The sequence below is a fragment of the Allomesorhizobium aridi genome, from assembly GCF_043769475.1.
GTDB lineage: Bacteria > Pseudomonadota > Alphaproteobacteria > Rhizobiales > Rhizobiaceae > Allomesorhizobium.
The window spans coordinates 5655464-5672453 of record NZ_CP171729.1 but is presented as its reverse complement, the minus strand read 5'-3'; the positions used below and the strand labels follow the sequence as shown (position 1 = coordinate 5672453).

Sequence of the window (16990 nt, the reverse complement as noted above, 5' to 3'; positions counted from 1 at the left end):
CGGGGTGACGAGCGATGAAGCGGATCAGGGCCGAATTGGTGCCTTCTCTCACGGCGGCGTCGTACTCCTCCTCCATCACACGGTCATAATCCGGCGGCGGGGGCATATCTGATGTCAACGCGAAGCCCTCTCCATTTGCGTGGCTATCCCGGCGTTCTTCTACTGGTGCAACCAAACTTCCAGCTACCGATGGCGGCACAACTGGAAGTGCGCAAGTGCTTACCAAGGCCAAAGAAAACGCGACGATCTGTTCTAGGACATAGTACCTCCCTGTCGGACATCGTGTTGCTGCGACGAATAGCAGTGGCACAAAAACACCCTTCCATATCCGCTACCAATGTACTATCATGCAGTGAGTTTGCAAAAAAATAATAACAATAGAAATTTCGCAATCTTTTTGTGGGGCAATCCAAATCAAGCACGAGAATGGCGCGGACCAGGGTCCAGCCATTGGGAGATCGATTATGTCTGACGAACTTCACAATCAATTCGTCGCTTTCGGGGTTGAATCAGGCCTGGGGGACGATGATCTCTTCGGCGAACAACCAGGGACGACGCAGGAGCGCTTGCCCGATATTCTCGAGAGTGCAAACGCCCCCTCGAGACTCGGCCGAACGACCAATGGGCTCGAGCTCGAATTCGGTTCGATGGATGCGGATGCGACCGCAATTGAGTTGAATATTCAATCGGGGGACGCGGCAGCCAGGAACAGCGCGGCTCTTACTGATTTGCAGAGCAGCGCTGCGGCTCTCGCCGATTTGCAGTGGAGTGCGCCCGGGTCGACCTCAACGGAAATAAACATCGAGGCAGGAAGTCTACCTCCTGGCGCCTGCTGCTGCCCTGGCTGCGCGGCCGGCAGCTATCAGGCATCCCACGCGCCGAGTGCGGCTGGGGATTTCGAAGGTACGGTCGCAGGTGTTTCCAAATCCGGCAATGTGTACATTGACGCTCTGCTTTACGGCGATCCCGACGGCGTGCGCTGGACCGGCACTCCCGTAACCTACAGCTTTCCTAATGATTTCGGAGTATACGGCGCCTATTCGCATACCATCAGCGGCTTCGCCCAAGTTAGCTTCGAGCAGCGCACCGCTGTACGATCTATCCTCGGCGATTGGGCGGCGGCGCTCGGTAGCAACGGATTCACTTACGGGTCCGTGGCGTCCTTCACCAATCTCGCGTTTACCGATCTGAACGCCTTCGGCACGAGTGGAGACATCAACGTTGCGGAGACGAACCTGTTCGACGGCGGGAATCTTGGCACGGCTCGCGTTGCCGACTTCCCACGCCTCGACCAGCGCTCGGATGGCGGCGACGTGTGGTTCGGCAACGACTATGCCGGCACGAGCAACGATTATCGCAATCCCGTCATGGGCAACTACGCGTGGATTACCCACATTCACGAGCTTGGCCATGCCCTCGGCCTGAAACACACGCACAATCTCGGCGGCGGCACGGTCGTCATGCCGGCCGATCGTGACGGAATGGAATTCACCGTCATGAGCTACCGATCCTATATAGGCGGACCGACGACAGGGTACACGAACGAACAATGGGGCTTCGCCCAGACGTTCATGATGATGGATATCCAGGCGCTTCAGTACCTCTATGGCGCAGACTATACCGCCAACGCCGGCAACACTAACTATTCGTGGGACCCGACGACCGGCGCGATGTCGATCAACGGCGTCGTTCAGGGTACGCCAGGCGGGAACCGGGTTTTCCTGACCATCTGGGATGGTAACGGGACAGACACATACGATCTGTCGAACTATTCCACCAACCTCAATATCGATCTGACGCCAGGCGGTTGGTCGACGCTCTCTTCCGCACAGCTCGCCAATCTCGGTGGCGGCAATTTTGCGCGGGCCAACGTCTACAATGCCCTGCTTTTTGGCGGCAACACGGCGTCGCTGATCGAGAACGTCACTGGCGGCAGTGGTAACGACACCATAACCGGCAATCAGGCAAACAACGTACTCATCGGCGGCATCGGCACCGATACGCTTAATGGCGGCGATGGCGACGACACCCTCCGGGGCGGCTTCGGCACCGACAATGTCAACGGCGGCAACGGCAACGACCTCATCCAGGTTCTCGAAGGCGAGTTCGGCGACAATGTCGACGGCGGCAGCGGAACCGACACGCTGGATCTCGGTAACGTCACCAGTCGCGGCGCGACGGTGAATCTCGACACCGGCACCTGGGACTTCAATCCATCGTTCGGCGGCCCGAACACCATTGTAAGCGTGGAAACGGTATTCGGAACCCAAGCGAACGACGTGCTGATCGGCACGTATGGCACGCAGACGCTGCACGGCAATGGCGGCGACGACACCTTCATAGTCCTCGACGGCCGCTTCGGCGACGACATCACCGGCGGAACCGGGACCGACACGCTCGATTTGAGCGCGACGTCATTTGCCGGTGCGACGGTAGATCTCGATGCTGGAACCTATACTATCCTGGGCGCCGGCTGGCCGGTATGGACACTTTCAAGCATTGAGACGGTGCAAGGCACGCAGGCGAACGACGTGCTGACCGGCACGTTTGGCACGCAGACGCTGCACGGCAATGGCGGCCATGATCGGTTCGTGGTCCTCGACGGCCGCTACGGCGACGATATCACCGGCGGCGACGGCAACGACACGCTGGACCTGAGCCCGACGTCATTTGCCGGTGCGACGGTAGATCTCGGGGCTGGAACCTACACCATCCTGGGCGCCGGCTGGCCGGTATGGACGATCGCAACTGTCGAGAACGTGATCGGCACAGAGGTTGCAGATACGATCACCGGTGACGCTCTGGCCAACGTGATAAACGGCCGCGGCGGCAACGACAGCATGACCGGCGGCGACGGCAACGACACCTATTATGTCGACTCCATCGGCGACCAGGTCTTCGAGGCCAACGGGGCGGGCACTGGCATCGACACCGTGTACCACTACGTGAACTTCTCGGTTGCGAGCCAGTTCGTCGAGAACATGATCATGCTCGGTGGCGGCAACATAAATGCCGTGGCCAACAACCTCAACAACACCATCACCGGCAATGCCGGCAACAACGCCATTGACGGGCGCGGCGGCGTCGACAGCATGACCGGCGGCAACGGCAACGACACGTATTACGTCGACAACCTCGCCGACCAGGTGTTCGAGGCAAACGGAGCGGGCACCGGCATCGATACCGTTCTGCACTCGGTCAACTTCTCGGTCGCGACGCAGTTCGTGGAAAACATGGTGATGACCGGCGCCGGCAACATCAATGCCATCGGCAACAACCTCAACAACACCATCACCGGCAACAACGGCAACAATGGCATTGACGGCCGCGGCGGCGCCGACTCCATGAGCGGCGGACTTGGCAACGACACCTACTACATCGACAATGCCGGCGACCAGGTCTTCGAGGCCAACGGCGCAGGCACCGATCTGGTGTTCACCAGCGTAAGCAAGTCTTTTGCCGCCCAGTTCATTGAAAACATAACACTGAGCGGAGCCGGGAACATCACCACCACCGGCAACGGCTTGAACAACATCATCGTCGGCAACAACGGCAACAACGCCTTCTCGGCACGAGAGGGCAACGACACGATCACCGGCAATGGCGGCAACGATATCTTCGTGTTCAACACGGCCCTGGGGGCCACGAACGTCGACACCATCACGGACTACAATGTGGCGGCGGACACGTTCCACCTCGACAACGCCATCTTCACGGCGCTTGGGCTGGGTGTGCTGGCGGCCGGCGCGTTCCGCATCAATGTCACCGGCGCCGCACAAGACGCCGACGACCGCATCATCTATGAAAGCGATTCGGGGAGAGCCTGGTATGACAGCAACGGCAACGCTGCTGGCGGAAACTTCCTGTTCGCTGACCTCGCCGGGGGCCTCGCGCTTACCAACAACGATTTCCTCGTCACCTGATCGAAATCGTCAGATCCCAGCTGGCGGGAGCGGCATGCCGCTCCCGCCTTTTTGTTGTTAGGAATGGATATCGGTGCGGCCGGAACATTGACCGATAACCGGCCAATACCCCGCTGCCCGCCGTCCCATGGCGATCGAGGGGCGCCCCCTCCTGCCCTGCGGTACCGGCCGTAATGCCGCTGCATGATTCGGCGACAGCCGAGGTTCAAGGCCCAGCTTGCTTGCCCGCCCGACGGAAAGCTGCATATTGGCCGCGATGAATGAACAGACCAATCTCCCCGCCTGGTTCCAGACCATCCGGCATCGCAACCCGCGTCTTGCAGCGCTCATTTTCAGGCAATTGCATCGAGGTGACGCGACGCAGGCACGGGAGGCGCTGTTCTGGACCGCGGACGATGGGGAACGGGATCGGGGCGCGCTCGCGCTCCTTGCGTATCTTGCTGGCAGCAAGGCGCCCGACATTGTCGAGGCATCAATCGATCATTGCCTGGCGCTCGATATCGACGTTCCTTTCGTAGAGTCGGCTACGGCTCGATGGTCGGACGGGGATCGGTTGGCTGCGATCGAAGCTCTGTACAAGGCGGTCGCGACCAGAGACCCGCTAAAGGCCCAGGCACACGCCGTAAAGGCGGTCGAGATGGGCAGCCGCGATGCGCATATCATCCAAGCTTATGCGCGCCAGCGCATGGCGAATGGCTATTTCGAGGAGTTGCTGCACCTGAAGGCGTCGGCCAGGACCGTGGCCATGAAAGCCTTGGTGGACCGGGCGGAGCAGAACACGGTGCTTCTGCGCTACGGCTTTGCGATGCCGAAACCGGAATATCTGGAGCCGCTCGATAACGTTCGCAGCGATCGTGTGCTCCACCTGCTCGACAATTCGCTGCCGCTGGTTTCGGTTGGCTATGCAACGCGAACACACGGGCTTTTGACCGGTATAGCGGAGCATGGTTTCCATGTTTCAGCTGTCACGCGCCTCGGTTTTCCCCATGACCGCCCCGACATGGACGCGGCCATGGACGTTGCCCAGTTCGACGACATCGACGGAATTCGCTACCATCGGCTGATCGACCCGGAACGCGGTTTCGGCAAGCTGCCGATCATCGACTATCTGAAAGCCAACATACTGGCGCATGTGCCGCTGATCCGGGACGAGCGCCCGGCAATCCTGCACGGCGCCTCGAACTTCATCAATGGCGTGGCGGCGACGTCGCTCGCGAAACGCTTCGGCCTGAAGAGCGTGTATGAAGTCCGCGGCCTTTGGGAACTGACCCGCGCCTCGCGGGAACCGGCCTATATGGAAAGCGACCTATTTCGGCAGGCTGCCCGGATGGAAACGGAAGCCTGCACGAATGCCGACCGCGTCATTTGCGTGACGGAAGCGCTCAAGCTGGAACTGATCAGCCGAGGCGTCGATGCCGGGAAGATCGCTGTCGTTCCGAACGGCGTACACACGGACCGCTTCGTACCGAGGCCTGCCGACTCGGAGACGGCCCGAAGGCTCGGCCTCAACGACGAGGACGTCGTCATAGGCTATGTCGGCTCGATCGTGCACTATGAAGGGCTGGACGACCTGCTGTGCGCAATCCGCATGCTCGTCGACCAGGGTTATCGCAACGTCAAACTGCTGATTGTAGGCGACGGCGATGCCCTTGAGGCACTGCAGGAATTGGCCCGCCAGCTCGACTTGATAGATCACGTCATCTTCACGGGCCGGGTACCCCATCATGAGGTGGAGAAATATTATTCGCTCGTTGCGATTGCACCGTTTCCACGGTTGCCCCTGCCGGTCTGCGAAATGGTGTCGCCTTTGAAGCCCTTGGAAGCCATGGCGATGGAAAAATGCGTCGTCGTTTCCAGCGTCGCCGCATTGGCGGAGATGGTCGCCGACGTTGAGACCGGCCTCGTCTTTGAAAAGGGCAACGTGCTTTCGCTGGCCGAGGCGTTGCGGCGTGTGATCGATGATCCGACCCTGCGCATCCGTCTAGGCGCACAATCCCGCCAATGGGTCGTTGAGAATCGGGACTGGAAGGTGCTGGGCCGGGCTGTCGCCGGGCTCTACCAAGACATCCTGGCGGAACGGAACAGCTCCGGCGCCGAGATCGAAGCAGCGGAAAAACCGCCGGAGCCAGACTGCGCCTTTCTCTACGGGTTCTTCAGCAACAATGTGGGCGACGGCGCGGTGACCTTGGGAGGGATAAGCCTAGCGAGAAAGGCTGGCATGCAAGGCGGCGCAACGATCGTGTCGCCCATGCCGGAGTCGGGACGGCCCATGTGGCGTTACACTCGCGAACTGCATCCCGACATGCAACTGCACGAGAAGCAGCTTCGTCTTGCACGAAGCGCCGACGGTCCCAACGGTTTTCTCAAAAAGGCTTTGCAAGCATCGTCGTCCATGCGCAGGTCAATCCTTGCCGATTACGGCATCGCCGACGCAAAGAGCGTTTTTTATGGTGGCGGAGAACATCTCTTTTCGCTTGGCCGCCCCGGCGACGACTGGCGGCTTCTGGATCGGCTGTTCCCGCTTCTCCTGGCGGCCAAGCAGGGCAAGCGGATCGTAGTCCTGCCGACCACCTTCGGGCCGTTCAACAGCGCCTTCGGCCGCGACATGATGAGGAGATTGCATGCAGCCGCCGAGGTTCTTTCGGCGCGCGACGTGTCATCGGCTGATGTTGTAGCCGCGCTCGATCTGCCGCGCCCGAAGGTCCTGCTCGATCCCGCCTTCTTCCTGGAGTCGGACCGTCCTTTCACGCCGCCGCCCGACAAGGTCGACCGCAAGCTCGTCAGCGTCGTGATGCGGCTCGACGGGTTCGGCATGCGCGTCGGCAACGAGGCCTCGCAGCAGCGGATCACCGTGCTTGAGGCCCAAGGCTACGCTGCCTCGAACTCCTATAGCCTCTATCGCGACATTGGCCGGCTTTTGCTCCAATCGGGAAATGACCTGCGACTGTTCATACAGTGCGAGGCTGACGACAGGCCCACCCGCTTGCTCGCGGAGGATCTCGGCGCCCAGTTTCCGGGCCGGCGCATCCTGATCAACAAGCCGGCGAACGCTCACGCGATGATCCACGATCTGGCGACCGGCGCAGCCACCGTCACCAGCCGCTTTCATGCCGCCATCTTCTCGAAGCTTTCCGGCTGCCCTGCCGTCGGCATTTATTTCAAGGAGCACGGCCACAAGACGCCCGGCCTGTTCGAGATGTTCGGTCTGGCCGATTCCTGCTTCGACGGCGCCGAAGCGAGCGCAGAAACCATCGTCGCCAAGACCACCGAGAGCATCCGCGACCGGGATGCCCTTGCGGCCCGCCTGATGGCGGCGATCGCGGACATGCAAGCAGAGACGCTTGCCGAATACAGCCGGCATCTGCCCTGAAGGACGAGGTTCGACATCGGACCAGGAGGTGCCATGAGGAAGCCGGTCAAGGCTGGCCAAAAAGCGAAGTCCCGCAGAGAGCTGTCCGGGACTACACCAAGGTAAGGAATCTTGCAGTGACTAAACCCCCAGACAAGGCAGCCGGTGCGAAAAAGCCGGCCGCGTCCCTTTACCTGGACGACATGGGCATCCCCGTCAGTGTCTACGGCGTCATCCAGGGCCAGCATGTCGGCCCCCAGCGGTCGATCGTCGCCGTGGCGGACAAAGGGCTGGACTATTGGAACAGGATCAATCCCGACCGGCCTCAGGTCATACTCTCCTATTCCTGGGACGAAGGCCGCGACCTGCGAACTGCCGACGGTTTGGCTTCCAATATCGGTGCGGCCGACGCCATGATCAATTGCGCCAACTGGCTGTTGGACAATTTCGACCGCCGCGACGGATATTCTGTTTGGCGCTACGCCTATCCTTCCTTCTACGGAACCAGACCGGGATGGCGGTGCGCGCATGCGCAAGGACAGGCCATTCAGCTCATGCTGCGGACTCACGACGCGACTGGCGACAACCGCTATCTCGACTGCGGATTGTCGGCTCTTCAGGCCTTCTACCGGACCGTTGAACAGGATGGTCTGACCGAGAAGCTTGGTCCCAAGCGATGGTGGTATCATAAATTCGCCGATGTGGATTGCGAGCGACCGCGCGTATTGAACGGGATGCTGTTTGCGTTGTTGGGGCTGTATGACGCGCACCTTCGCACGGGAAGCGCTGAAGCGCGCGAACTGTTCGAGTACGGAGTTGCTGCAGCTAGCGACACGCTCCACCTATACGACTTGGGGGAATGGTCGGCCTACAATGTGTTTGGCGCGCCGAGCTCCCGGCATTATCACGAGATCCATTGCCGGCAGCTTGCGCTAATCGTCGGTGTCGCGCAGGATCGGACGATGAACGAAGTGCTGGATCGCTGGCGGCGTGGGGATACGGCCGGAGCGACCGGGGGTTTATGGGAAGTGCGGCAGGATCGTTGAGCGCCGACGCTTTGTCGGCCATCCGATGTAGCGGTTTGCGATCGCAGACTTCGTGCAGAAACAGGATGGAAGATCGAGGCCAGCGAAATTGCGGGCCTCGATCATGATGGATGTGGTGAAAAGAGAGTATGTCTTCTGAAGGCGATCTAAGATCGAGGCCTACACATACTGCCCTCCAGAGGCCGCCGTGCCAGCCGCATTGCCCGGCAGGAAATTCGCGCCGCCGCCGCTGGTATAGACCACTCCGTTCGTCGCCAGGTCGTAGCGCTTGCCGGTGGCCAAGCCCAAAAACAACGAGCCGTTGGCATTGACGACGCCGGCGCGATTGGCCTGCGCAAAGGCCGTGCTGAAGCTTGGCGCGCCAGAAATCGTGACCGTGCAGTTCAGCGCGTTCACCACCGATCCGGTGATCGCCAGCAGATGGCGGCCCGATCCGCCGACGATCGAATAGGCGGCGCCGGTCGCGTCGATGACGCCGTTGTCCTGCGCGTAGAGCTGGGCCGTTACGGCGGAACCGAAGCTCATGCCCGATCGGACGGTTAGACAGGCGTTCTTCGCCACGAAAGTCGCCGCCTGTCCGTTGCCACGCAGCTCGAAGTCGCGGATCGACAGCGCGGCCGCGTTTTCAAGCACGATGGTTCTGACGCCCGCGGCTCCAGCCATCACCGTGTTTCCCGGTGAAGCCGGATTGCCTGCGATCGTGATCGTGCCGGAGCCGACATGCGGGGCCAAAAGGGCTATTGACTCCTCATAGGTGCCGTCCGCCAGTTGGATCGTGACGTGATGCGGCCCAAGGTCGATGATGCCGCGAACGACCGCGACCGCCTTGCCGATCGTGGCGAAAGCACCTTCGGTCGCACCCGACTGCCCGTCATTGCCGTCGCTTCCGTCAGGACGGACGTAGTAAATGCGGTCGGCGATCAGCCGTTCTCGGACGTCGCGCATGGCCACCGCCTGTTCCGGCTGCATCGGAGTTGCGACGGCGGGCAGCAGCACCCGGCCTTCGCCTGTCACCCGCATAGCATCCGTCCAGATCTCGCCATCGTTCGAAACCTTGACGTGCAGCGCGTCGTCATTGGCAAGCCCGATCTCGGCCCGGCCGGCATAGCCGGTCTGAAAAATCAGCGAGGCTGTGTCCGCGGGCGCCGCCTTGTTGATCTTGAGCCGATGGTCCCCAGACTCGCTGTCGAAGAGCGAGGCCGCGCCTCTGACGACGAGCCGGTTGGTCTCGTTCGCCATCGCATTGATGCCGAGCATGGTCACGGCATCAAGATAGGTGTCGAGTTCGGCCCATACGCCGCCGTCGAACACCAGTAGGCGTGCCTCGTCCGCAAGCCAGGCCAGCCAGCCCGGCCGCGGCGCGAAGAAGCTCCAGCCGCCGTCCTGCCATGCCGCGATTTCGCCGTCGCGGCCGCTCCACGCCCCATCTGCGCCTGGCCCGACAATGTGGCGATCCCCTTCCGCGGCGACGCCCGGCGGCGTCGAGAGGTCGCGGTCGAGAACTGAAAGCTGCACGAGCGCGTCGAGCGTGCGGATCGCATCGTTATGGGTGACATGCTTTTGCGCCTGTGAGGGCATTATGTAGGGAAGCTTGAGATTGCCTGATTCTTCCATGACCACCTTCCTTCTGTTTAAGGCGGTCAATTCTGGGCCCGTCCGCGACCCCGTGGATAAAAGAAATGACGGCGGGCGAAAATTTGCCCGGAATGGTCAGATCCGTGCGAGCGTGCGTTCGAGTTCCGCTGCGCGCAAGTCCCATGAGGCCGTCGCCGCCCAAGCCTTGCGGGCCTGGCGCTTCTCTGTCGAATCGGCGCGAATTGCATCGCGGATCAGCTCGATGAAATCCCGTTTGGACCTATAGAAGTCGACCGGTGCGCCACCGGCTGCGATTTCCTCCGAAACGTAGGTGACCACCGGCAGTCCGGCGGCGCAGTACTCGTACAGTTTCAGCGGATTGATGGCGCCGACGAGATCCGGCATGCCGTCTACGTCGAACGGAATGATCGCCGCCTGACAATGGAGCAGGAATTCCGGGACGCGCTCGAACGATTTTTCGCCCAGAAGATGCACATTGGGTATGTCCGCCAGTTTCGTGCGCTCCGGAGGCAGGTTGCCGAGCAAAACGAACTGAATTTGATCCAATTCCCGGGCCGCTGCGCGAATCAGGCCGGCGTCGAACCAGCGGCCGATCGTGCCGCTGTAGATGACCCTGGGCTCCGGGATCGTCGACAATTCGGCCGGTTCGGGCGGCCGGTTGCCGTAGGCATCGATGTCGACGCCGTTCGGCAGGTGAAGTACAGGCCCTTTTCTGTCTGCCAGATCGTTTTCCAGCGCTTTCGAGGTGTAAAAGACGAGGTCGGCTTCCCTAAATATCCGCTCTTCAAGCAGGCGCATGGCCGGTGTAACTTCTGAGAATTCCCTCATCCGATCCGCATAGCGGTAGACCGAGGGAGTTTCGGTCGCGCGAGCGAGCGGAAAAAAGAACGGACTATCGAACACAAGCGCCGAAGCGTTGGCAAAGCCTCTTTCGCGGATTTCCCTGGTCACCGACGGAAACGTCATCCGCCACCAATGTTCGAGCGTGGCACTGCTTCGGAACGCAGGAACATTCACATGCGGGATCAGTGAAACGACGTTGAGCAGGCTGACCGGTTCGGCAAGGACCATGGGATTGCCTTGCCAAATCGTCCGCGCCGCTTTCTTGAATTTGTCTGTCGCGATCCGGGACTTTGCGGGATGGATCATATGAAAAAGCGACGTCGGCTGTTCAATGAACAGCACCTCCCATCCACGCTTCGCGAAAGCCTCTGCCAAGTAGGAAGTGCCGAGCCGCAAGGTTGGCTTAAACCGGTGAGCCGAGGCGAATATGATCTTGCGGGGGGTCATTTGCCTTCACGGACGGATGCGGGCGGGTTCGTATCGGCATACTGAGCCCTTGTCCAGCGGCGTCCCGAAGGGCAAGGGCTTGTCACGTATCGGGTTCTTGTGTATCCGGCAACCGCAATACGCAGGAACTTGCTGCTCGCTCCTGCGCCTTCAATTTGGCACATGTGCGGGCGAGAACTGATTGCGCATTAATGAATCTGACTCCGGATAGGAGCGGTAACCCGCGCGTCGACGGCAGGCAGGATTACGTTCAATTGGAATATGTCGTCACGGATTTTAAGAAATCGCTTTTAGCTTGGCGATTTTGGACCCTGTTCGGATACCATGACGCCTTTGGCCCGCTGCACCGCACACGGTTCGGGCTCCTCTTCTACACGCTCCAGGCCCTGCTTCGCGCCACAGTGATTTTCCTGGTTCTTGGACCGAGCATCGCCTCCGGCTCAAGCGAATATTTCGGCTATGTCGCTCTCGGCTTGCCGATATTCAGTTTCTATTCCAACGCTGTTACCTCAGGGTATGGAATATTGTCGCGCAACAAGGCTATGATAGAAAATGGCAAGGTACCGTTCATAGCTTGCATATTTCGTTTTTTCATCGATCAGTCCGTGCGATTCTTATTCGCGATTGTCATATATTTCGGGTTTCTGGTACTTCATCCATCTACATTGACGCTTGCATCGTTACTTCTCATTCCTGGGTTGCTTGTCGCGATCGTCTTCGTCTTTGCCGTGGCGCTCACATTCATGGTGATCAGCGCTTTCTTTCCCGATCTTTCGGAGGCGGTTAACGCCGTCATGGGCATTCTTTTCTTCGCAACGCCGATCTTCTGGTACCCGGGAGAAAGGGGGGAAATTCGCAATTTCATCGCAAACGCAAACCCGTTCACGCATCTCATTTCCATTGTGAGGGAACCCGCCTTGGGCCATGCGCCCGAGATAATTTCCTATGTCTATGCGTGTTCGCTGACGTTGTTTCTTGTCGGCGTGTCGGTTTGCCTGTTCGGTATCGCGCGGAACTGGATGATCTTCAAATTATGAGCAGTAGCCCTCCCGGTATTTCCATGCGAGCGGTATGCATGGATTATCCTTTGCCGCAGCGACATCAGGGACAAGACGATGCGAAAGTTGACTTCGCATCCGTCGGGGGACGGATCACGGAATTCCGTGGCCAGCGGTTTGTGCGAGCCCTCGACGAGGTCACCATCGAGATTAAAGACGGCGAGCGCCTGGCGCTGCTCGGGGGCAACGGTTCGGGCAAGTCCACGCTTCTGAAGGCCATGGGCGGGCTGCTGCCGGTCGCGAAAGGGTCGGTCGAAACGACAGGCCGCGTTATCACGCTGTTTAACACGGCTGTTGGAATGGACATCAATCTTTCGGGCTTCGACAATCTCGAAAGGCTGGCCGCGCTTCACGATCTGCCCCGCTCCTATGCGGCCGAAATCCGTGAAGACATTGCCGAGTTCACCGAGTTGGGTGGCTTTCTCGGGCTGCCGGTCAAGACCTATTCGGCTGGCATGCGAGCCCGGCTCGGCTTTGCTTTCGCCACCTCGATACCTTCAGACATCCTGCTGATCGACGAGGTCATAGGCGTCGGCGACGCTGCTTTTTCGCAACGGGCACGCAATCGCCTGATGGAGCGCATGCATAATTCCGGCATTGTGGTGCTGGCATCGCACTCTGTGGGCCTTCTGCGTAACTTCTGCAGCCGCGGTCTCGTGCTCAATCGCGGCAAGATGCAGTTCGTCGGGGAGATCGAAGAAGCCATTTCGAAATACCAGCTCTCGGTGCAACGCAAGATCGTCTCACAGGCAATGACGACAGCCGCACCGGTCGAACTGCCTGGCAAAACGGCGGGCGCGGAGCCGTTGCCCCCTCCTCCACCGCCTGTCGAGAAGAAGGTTCGGCCAGGTCAGGCGTTTGAGCTCTTCGTCACCTCGAAGAAGGTTCAGGGGGATTCGTTAAAGCACCATATCGCCGCCCGCGCCTCGATCGCCTCCTTCCAGTTATTCGATGAGCTCGGACGCCCGCTCAAGGAAAACCATAAAGGCTTCATGCCGGGCACCAACGATGCCAACTTCAGCTATATCGCGGGAGGCCATCGACCCAACGCAGTGCGCCAGACACGCTTCTCCTTTGCCGTTCCGGACGGCGTTCATGCACTCTCTGTCGAACTCAAGCCATTCGCTGACGCCTCTCAGGCATTCACCAGGTTCGAACTCAGCGAGGTGGCATCGGAGGCGGCCAGCATGACAGGAGTGCCGCGAGGAAGGGGGGCTGACATCGATGCAGCCATCGCCGCCCTTGCGCGACGCGATTGGAATGAAGTCGGCAAGAGATTGCATGAAATGCTCGCCTGGCCGGCCGGCGATATCGGCGCCTCCGACCTCCAGCGCATCGAGCAAGCGCTGATGAGCCTGCCTTCCTCGGCATCGGCTGCGACCTTGGCCATGCTGAAAACGTTGCTGGACGGGCCGGCACTGCCCAAGGCTGGCTTAACCGATCGCATCGCCATCGCCTATATCTGGGAATGCCTTCGGCAGCACGCTATCACAGGTAACCACGGTTATCTGGCAGACCTGCAAGGAACTGTGGCAGACCTCAGTTCCAGGCTCGGCGCATTCTCCGCAGCGCTACTAGGCGAAGGCCTGCTGGCGATGCAGCGCGACGAGCGCGCCACGGCCTGTGCGCGCTTCCGGGAGGCCGCCAATGTCGAGGCTTTCGACGCACCGCTGCCACAGCGCCTGCAGGGCGCTTACTGCATTCAGGATTACCAGCGACTCGTTGAGTGGGGCGAAACTGCCATCCCCTTGGCTGAAAGCGAGGAACTTCTCCCGCAGGAAATTGAATGGATGGAGCCGCCGCCGACCCGGTCGGACCGGCCGTGTCTCTTACTGGCGGGCGATGCCTCGTCATTCCTCGCCCACGCATCGAAGGTACTGGAAAGACTCGACCGGATCGCCGCCCGCTGTGACGTTCATTTTCACGTCGTCAATTGGACAGGCGAATGCAGTAAACTGCAGAGCGCTCTCGGCGCCGCCACCAATCGCCGGCTTGGCTTTTCCGCGGAGAGTCATCGAGGCGGATACATTCGTCGTTATGCTCAGGTCGCTGCATTTCTACGGGCGCGCGAGATCCAGGCATGGCTGAACGCGCCCTTGGTCATCGCAGAGATGACTGGCAGCACGGAGGCTGACCCTGCAGCCTTAGCCGCCAATCTGGGCAAAAACGATATCGGGTCGCTCGAACCAGGTCACGGCGTGCGGCTTCCGTGGCGTTCGCAGCCGATTTTCCCGTTCGTCGTTGCGAACACGAAGACCGCGCGCGTCTTTCTGCGCCTGCTGGAATCCTATATCCGAACCTTCTATGGTGACGAGCATCTTCTCACATCATCATTTATCCCGGTTGCGTTGGGTGACGTGCTGCATCTCATGGAGCGGGGGGGGTAGTCGTACTCTGCCCCAAAGGTGCAACGGTGGACAATCCGGCATCTGTTTGCGACTTACCGGTTTCATGGAGCCTCAACCTTGGCGATCTCTGCCCAAAAACAAAAATATCGAACGATCATCCGCAACGCGACCGGTTCACTGGCGGCCGGAGACCTTATTGCGCGCGAGGCCGTTTATAAAAAGCTGCGCTCGGCCAACGAAGCGCTGCTGGCCAATAGCGCCCATGCCATCCCTCCTGAAACTGCGACCGCCTTTCGCGCAGCGCTGGAGGAGGTGATCGACGATGACAAAGCCGCGACGGCCGGCGTGACGAAGCCTGTGCCCGAACCGAAGAATGCGGAGTTCGGCGGGGTAAAGGCCGCTGAGGAGTCAGCGCCGAGGTCAATGCCGGACAAGGGCGGCAGATTGAGTCCCGGATTCATCGGCGGCGGCGTCTTGGCGGCCGTCGTTGTGTTGTCCTACGTCAGCTACGTGTCTTTTGCCAGTGCCACCAAGGAGCCGAGCAAAGAACTTATCAAAATTGAAGAACTATACCAAAAAAATATAGCGCAAATCGTACCGGCGGCTGATTTTCTGAGCAACGTCAAGGCCGAAATCGTTCGATGGCAGAAGACGAGGGCCTCGCGCCTGACGAAGATCGCAGGCAAAAAGTTCGTTCCGCTCAAGGACATCAATGACAAGCTGGCAAGCCAGATGCCGGAGAGCCTCCCGCCTGGCTCGGCCGTCGTCGTGCGTGCAAATGCCACCGACTACAAGATACTTTTCAACTGGCCACTGTGCGCAACGGTGCAGGTGGCAAGGCCCGATCTGGTCGATCCCATGCGATCGGTCGATGGACTGGGATGTGCGGCTTTCGGCCTGTGGACCGGAAAGGCTGCCAACTGGTAAAAGATCGGCTGCAGCCACATCGGTCGATGCGCAGCACCTTGACCGGATTGTAGTCGCTCATGCGCGGCTACCGGTACATCCACGATGACGCTGGTTGGCAATCGTTTTTCGCAATCGATCCACGGCAATGAAGGGGTAAACACTCTTTTCGGCCGCGGTGGCAACGACTTGATCTTCGGCGGCGGAGGCAACGATACGCTGAATGGCGCCGAAGGCGTCGACAACCTTTACGGGCAAGCGGGCGACGACCGAATCTATGGCGGTGAGGACAACGACTTTCTGAATGGCGCCGAAGGCGTCGACAGTCTTTATGGCGGGAATGGCAACGACCGGCTTGAGGGCGGCCGCTCCGGCGACACGCTTTCGGGAGAACTCGGAAACGATACTTACTATGTAGATGGGCGCGCCGATGTGGTTGTGGAAGCCGCCGGCGGGGGTACGGACATCGTGTACGCCAGAGCCAGTTTCGCCCTGACGGCCACAGCCGAGGTCGAGCGGCTGGATACCATCAATGCCGGCGCCACTACGGCGATCGATCTGACCGGCTCCGATATGGTCAACTTGATCTACGGCAACGCCGGGGTGAACGTTCTGGCAGGGCGCGGCGGCGACGACACGCATTTCGGCCAGGGGGAGTTGACCAGCTTCACGGCGACGGCGGCATCGATAAGCTGTACGGCGGCGCCGACAACGACCAGATCTTTGCATCGGCGACGACCTGCTCTATGGAGAGGCTGGGGGCGACACGCTTTCGGGCGGGAACGGCCACTACCGGCTCAAGGGAGGCATTGGCGCCGACACGTCGACGGGTGGGCTGGGCGATGACCGCCACTACGTGGACGATGCCAGGGATGTCGTCGCCGAGGCGCGAGGCCAGGGCGCGGATACAGTCTACACCACCGCAAGTTTCGCCTTGTCGCTGACGTCGGAAGTGGAAGCGCTGAGGGCGGCGGATGCCGCTGCCGTGGTTGCTGTCAACCTGTCTGGATCCGAGCACGTGAACAACGTCTACGGCAATGCGGGAGCCAACATCGTCAACGGGCGCGGCGGCGTTGACCAACTCTGGGGCTATGGCGGCAACGACACTTTCGTCTTCAACAACATCGCCGAGGCCGGCGATCGAATCGCGGATATGAGTCTGGGCAATGACATCATTCAGATGGACAACGCCGGTTTCGGTCCCGGTGTCGGCACCGGTTCGCTAGCGGTGGCCGGAGTGATGTTTGAGATCGGCACGAGAGCGACTACGGCCAACGAGACGTTGTTCTACAACCAAACTACCGACAGGATATATTGGGACGCCGACGGCTCGGGCGCCGGAGCCGCGATCCAACTCGCCTTCATTGCCAATGGGGCGGCTATCGCAGCGGACGACTTTATTTTTGTTTGAGTGTGGAAACCAGGCGATGAGCCTGGTTTCCCGCGCAATTTCGCCCGCCCCGGACGGAGTGGG

Annotated in this window: 9 protein-coding genes and 1 pseudogene; 8 read left to right on the top strand and 2 right to left on the bottom strand. The window is 60.3% G+C overall.

What is annotated here, in order from left to right:
* Positions 1-935 precede the first annotated feature (935 nt).
* From ACG873_RS29995 to ACG873_RS29985, 3 genes are all read left to right on the top strand, one after another.
* On the top strand, positions 936-3923 hold the full coding sequence (locus ACG873_RS29995) for a hypothetical protein (protein WP_394889480.1): 2988 nt from the start codon (positions 936-938) through the stop codon (positions 3921-3923).
* Positions 3924-4179: 256 nt separating this feature from the next.
* Complete coding sequence (locus ACG873_RS29990; RefSeq protein ID WP_394893769.1) at positions 4180-7293, top strand: glycosyltransferase; 3114 nt, start codon at positions 4180-4182, stop codon at positions 7291-7293.
* Between the two features lie 182 nt (positions 7294-7475).
* The gene (locus ACG873_RS29985; protein WP_394889479.1) at positions 7476-8318 is read left to right on the top strand and encodes a D-glucuronyl C5-epimerase family protein; all 843 of its coding nucleotides are present in this window, start codon (positions 7476-7478) and stop codon (positions 8316-8318) included.
* Between the two features lie 159 nt (positions 8319-8477).
* On the opposite strand, the gene ACG873_RS29980 is transcribed toward ACG873_RS29985, so the two are convergent.
* Both ACG873_RS29980 and ACG873_RS29975 read right to left on the bottom strand, forming a co-directional pair.
* Entirely contained in the window at positions 8478-9932 is a 1455-nt protein-coding gene (locus ACG873_RS29980) for a DUF2793 domain-containing protein (protein ID WP_394889477.1), read from the bottom strand.
* A 96-nt stretch (positions 9933-10028) separates the two neighbouring features.
* Positions 10029-11204 (bottom strand): glycosyltransferase, encoded by a 1176-nt coding sequence (locus tag ACG873_RS29975; protein WP_394889475.1) that lies wholly within the window; start codon positions 11202-11204, stop codon positions 10029-10031.
* Between the two features lie 254 nt (positions 11205-11458).
* Between ACG873_RS29975 and ACG873_RS29970 the strand changes: the two genes are divergently transcribed.
* The 5 genes and pseudogenes from ACG873_RS29970 (at position 11459) to ACG873_RS29950 (ending at position 16927) form a co-directional block, all read left to right on the top strand.
* Positions 11459-12241, top strand: coding sequence for an ABC transporter permease (locus ACG873_RS29970; protein WP_394889474.1), 783 nt, complete (start codon positions 11459-11461; stop codon positions 12239-12241).
* A 38-nt stretch (positions 12242-12279) separates the two neighbouring features.
* Positions 12280-14649: an ABC transporter ATP-binding protein gene (locus tag ACG873_RS29965; protein WP_394889472.1), complete on the top strand. Its 2370-nt coding sequence runs from the start codon at positions 12280-12282 to the stop codon at positions 14647-14649.
* Positions 14650-14727: 78 nt separating this feature from the next.
* A complete protein-coding gene (locus ACG873_RS29960; protein ID WP_394889471.1) occupies positions 14728-15537 on the top strand; it encodes a hypothetical protein in 810 nt (269 codons plus the stop codon).
* Positions 15538-15621: 84 nt separating this feature from the next.
* Positions 15622-15897 (top strand): annotated as a pseudogene (locus ACG873_RS29955) (calcium-binding protein); the annotation flags it as partial.
* 553 nt (positions 15898-16450) lie between these two features.
* A complete protein-coding gene (locus tag ACG873_RS29950) occupies positions 16451-16927 on the top strand; it encodes a hypothetical protein (protein WP_394889469.1) in 477 nt (158 codons plus the stop codon).
* Positions 16928-16990 lie beyond the last annotated feature (63 nt).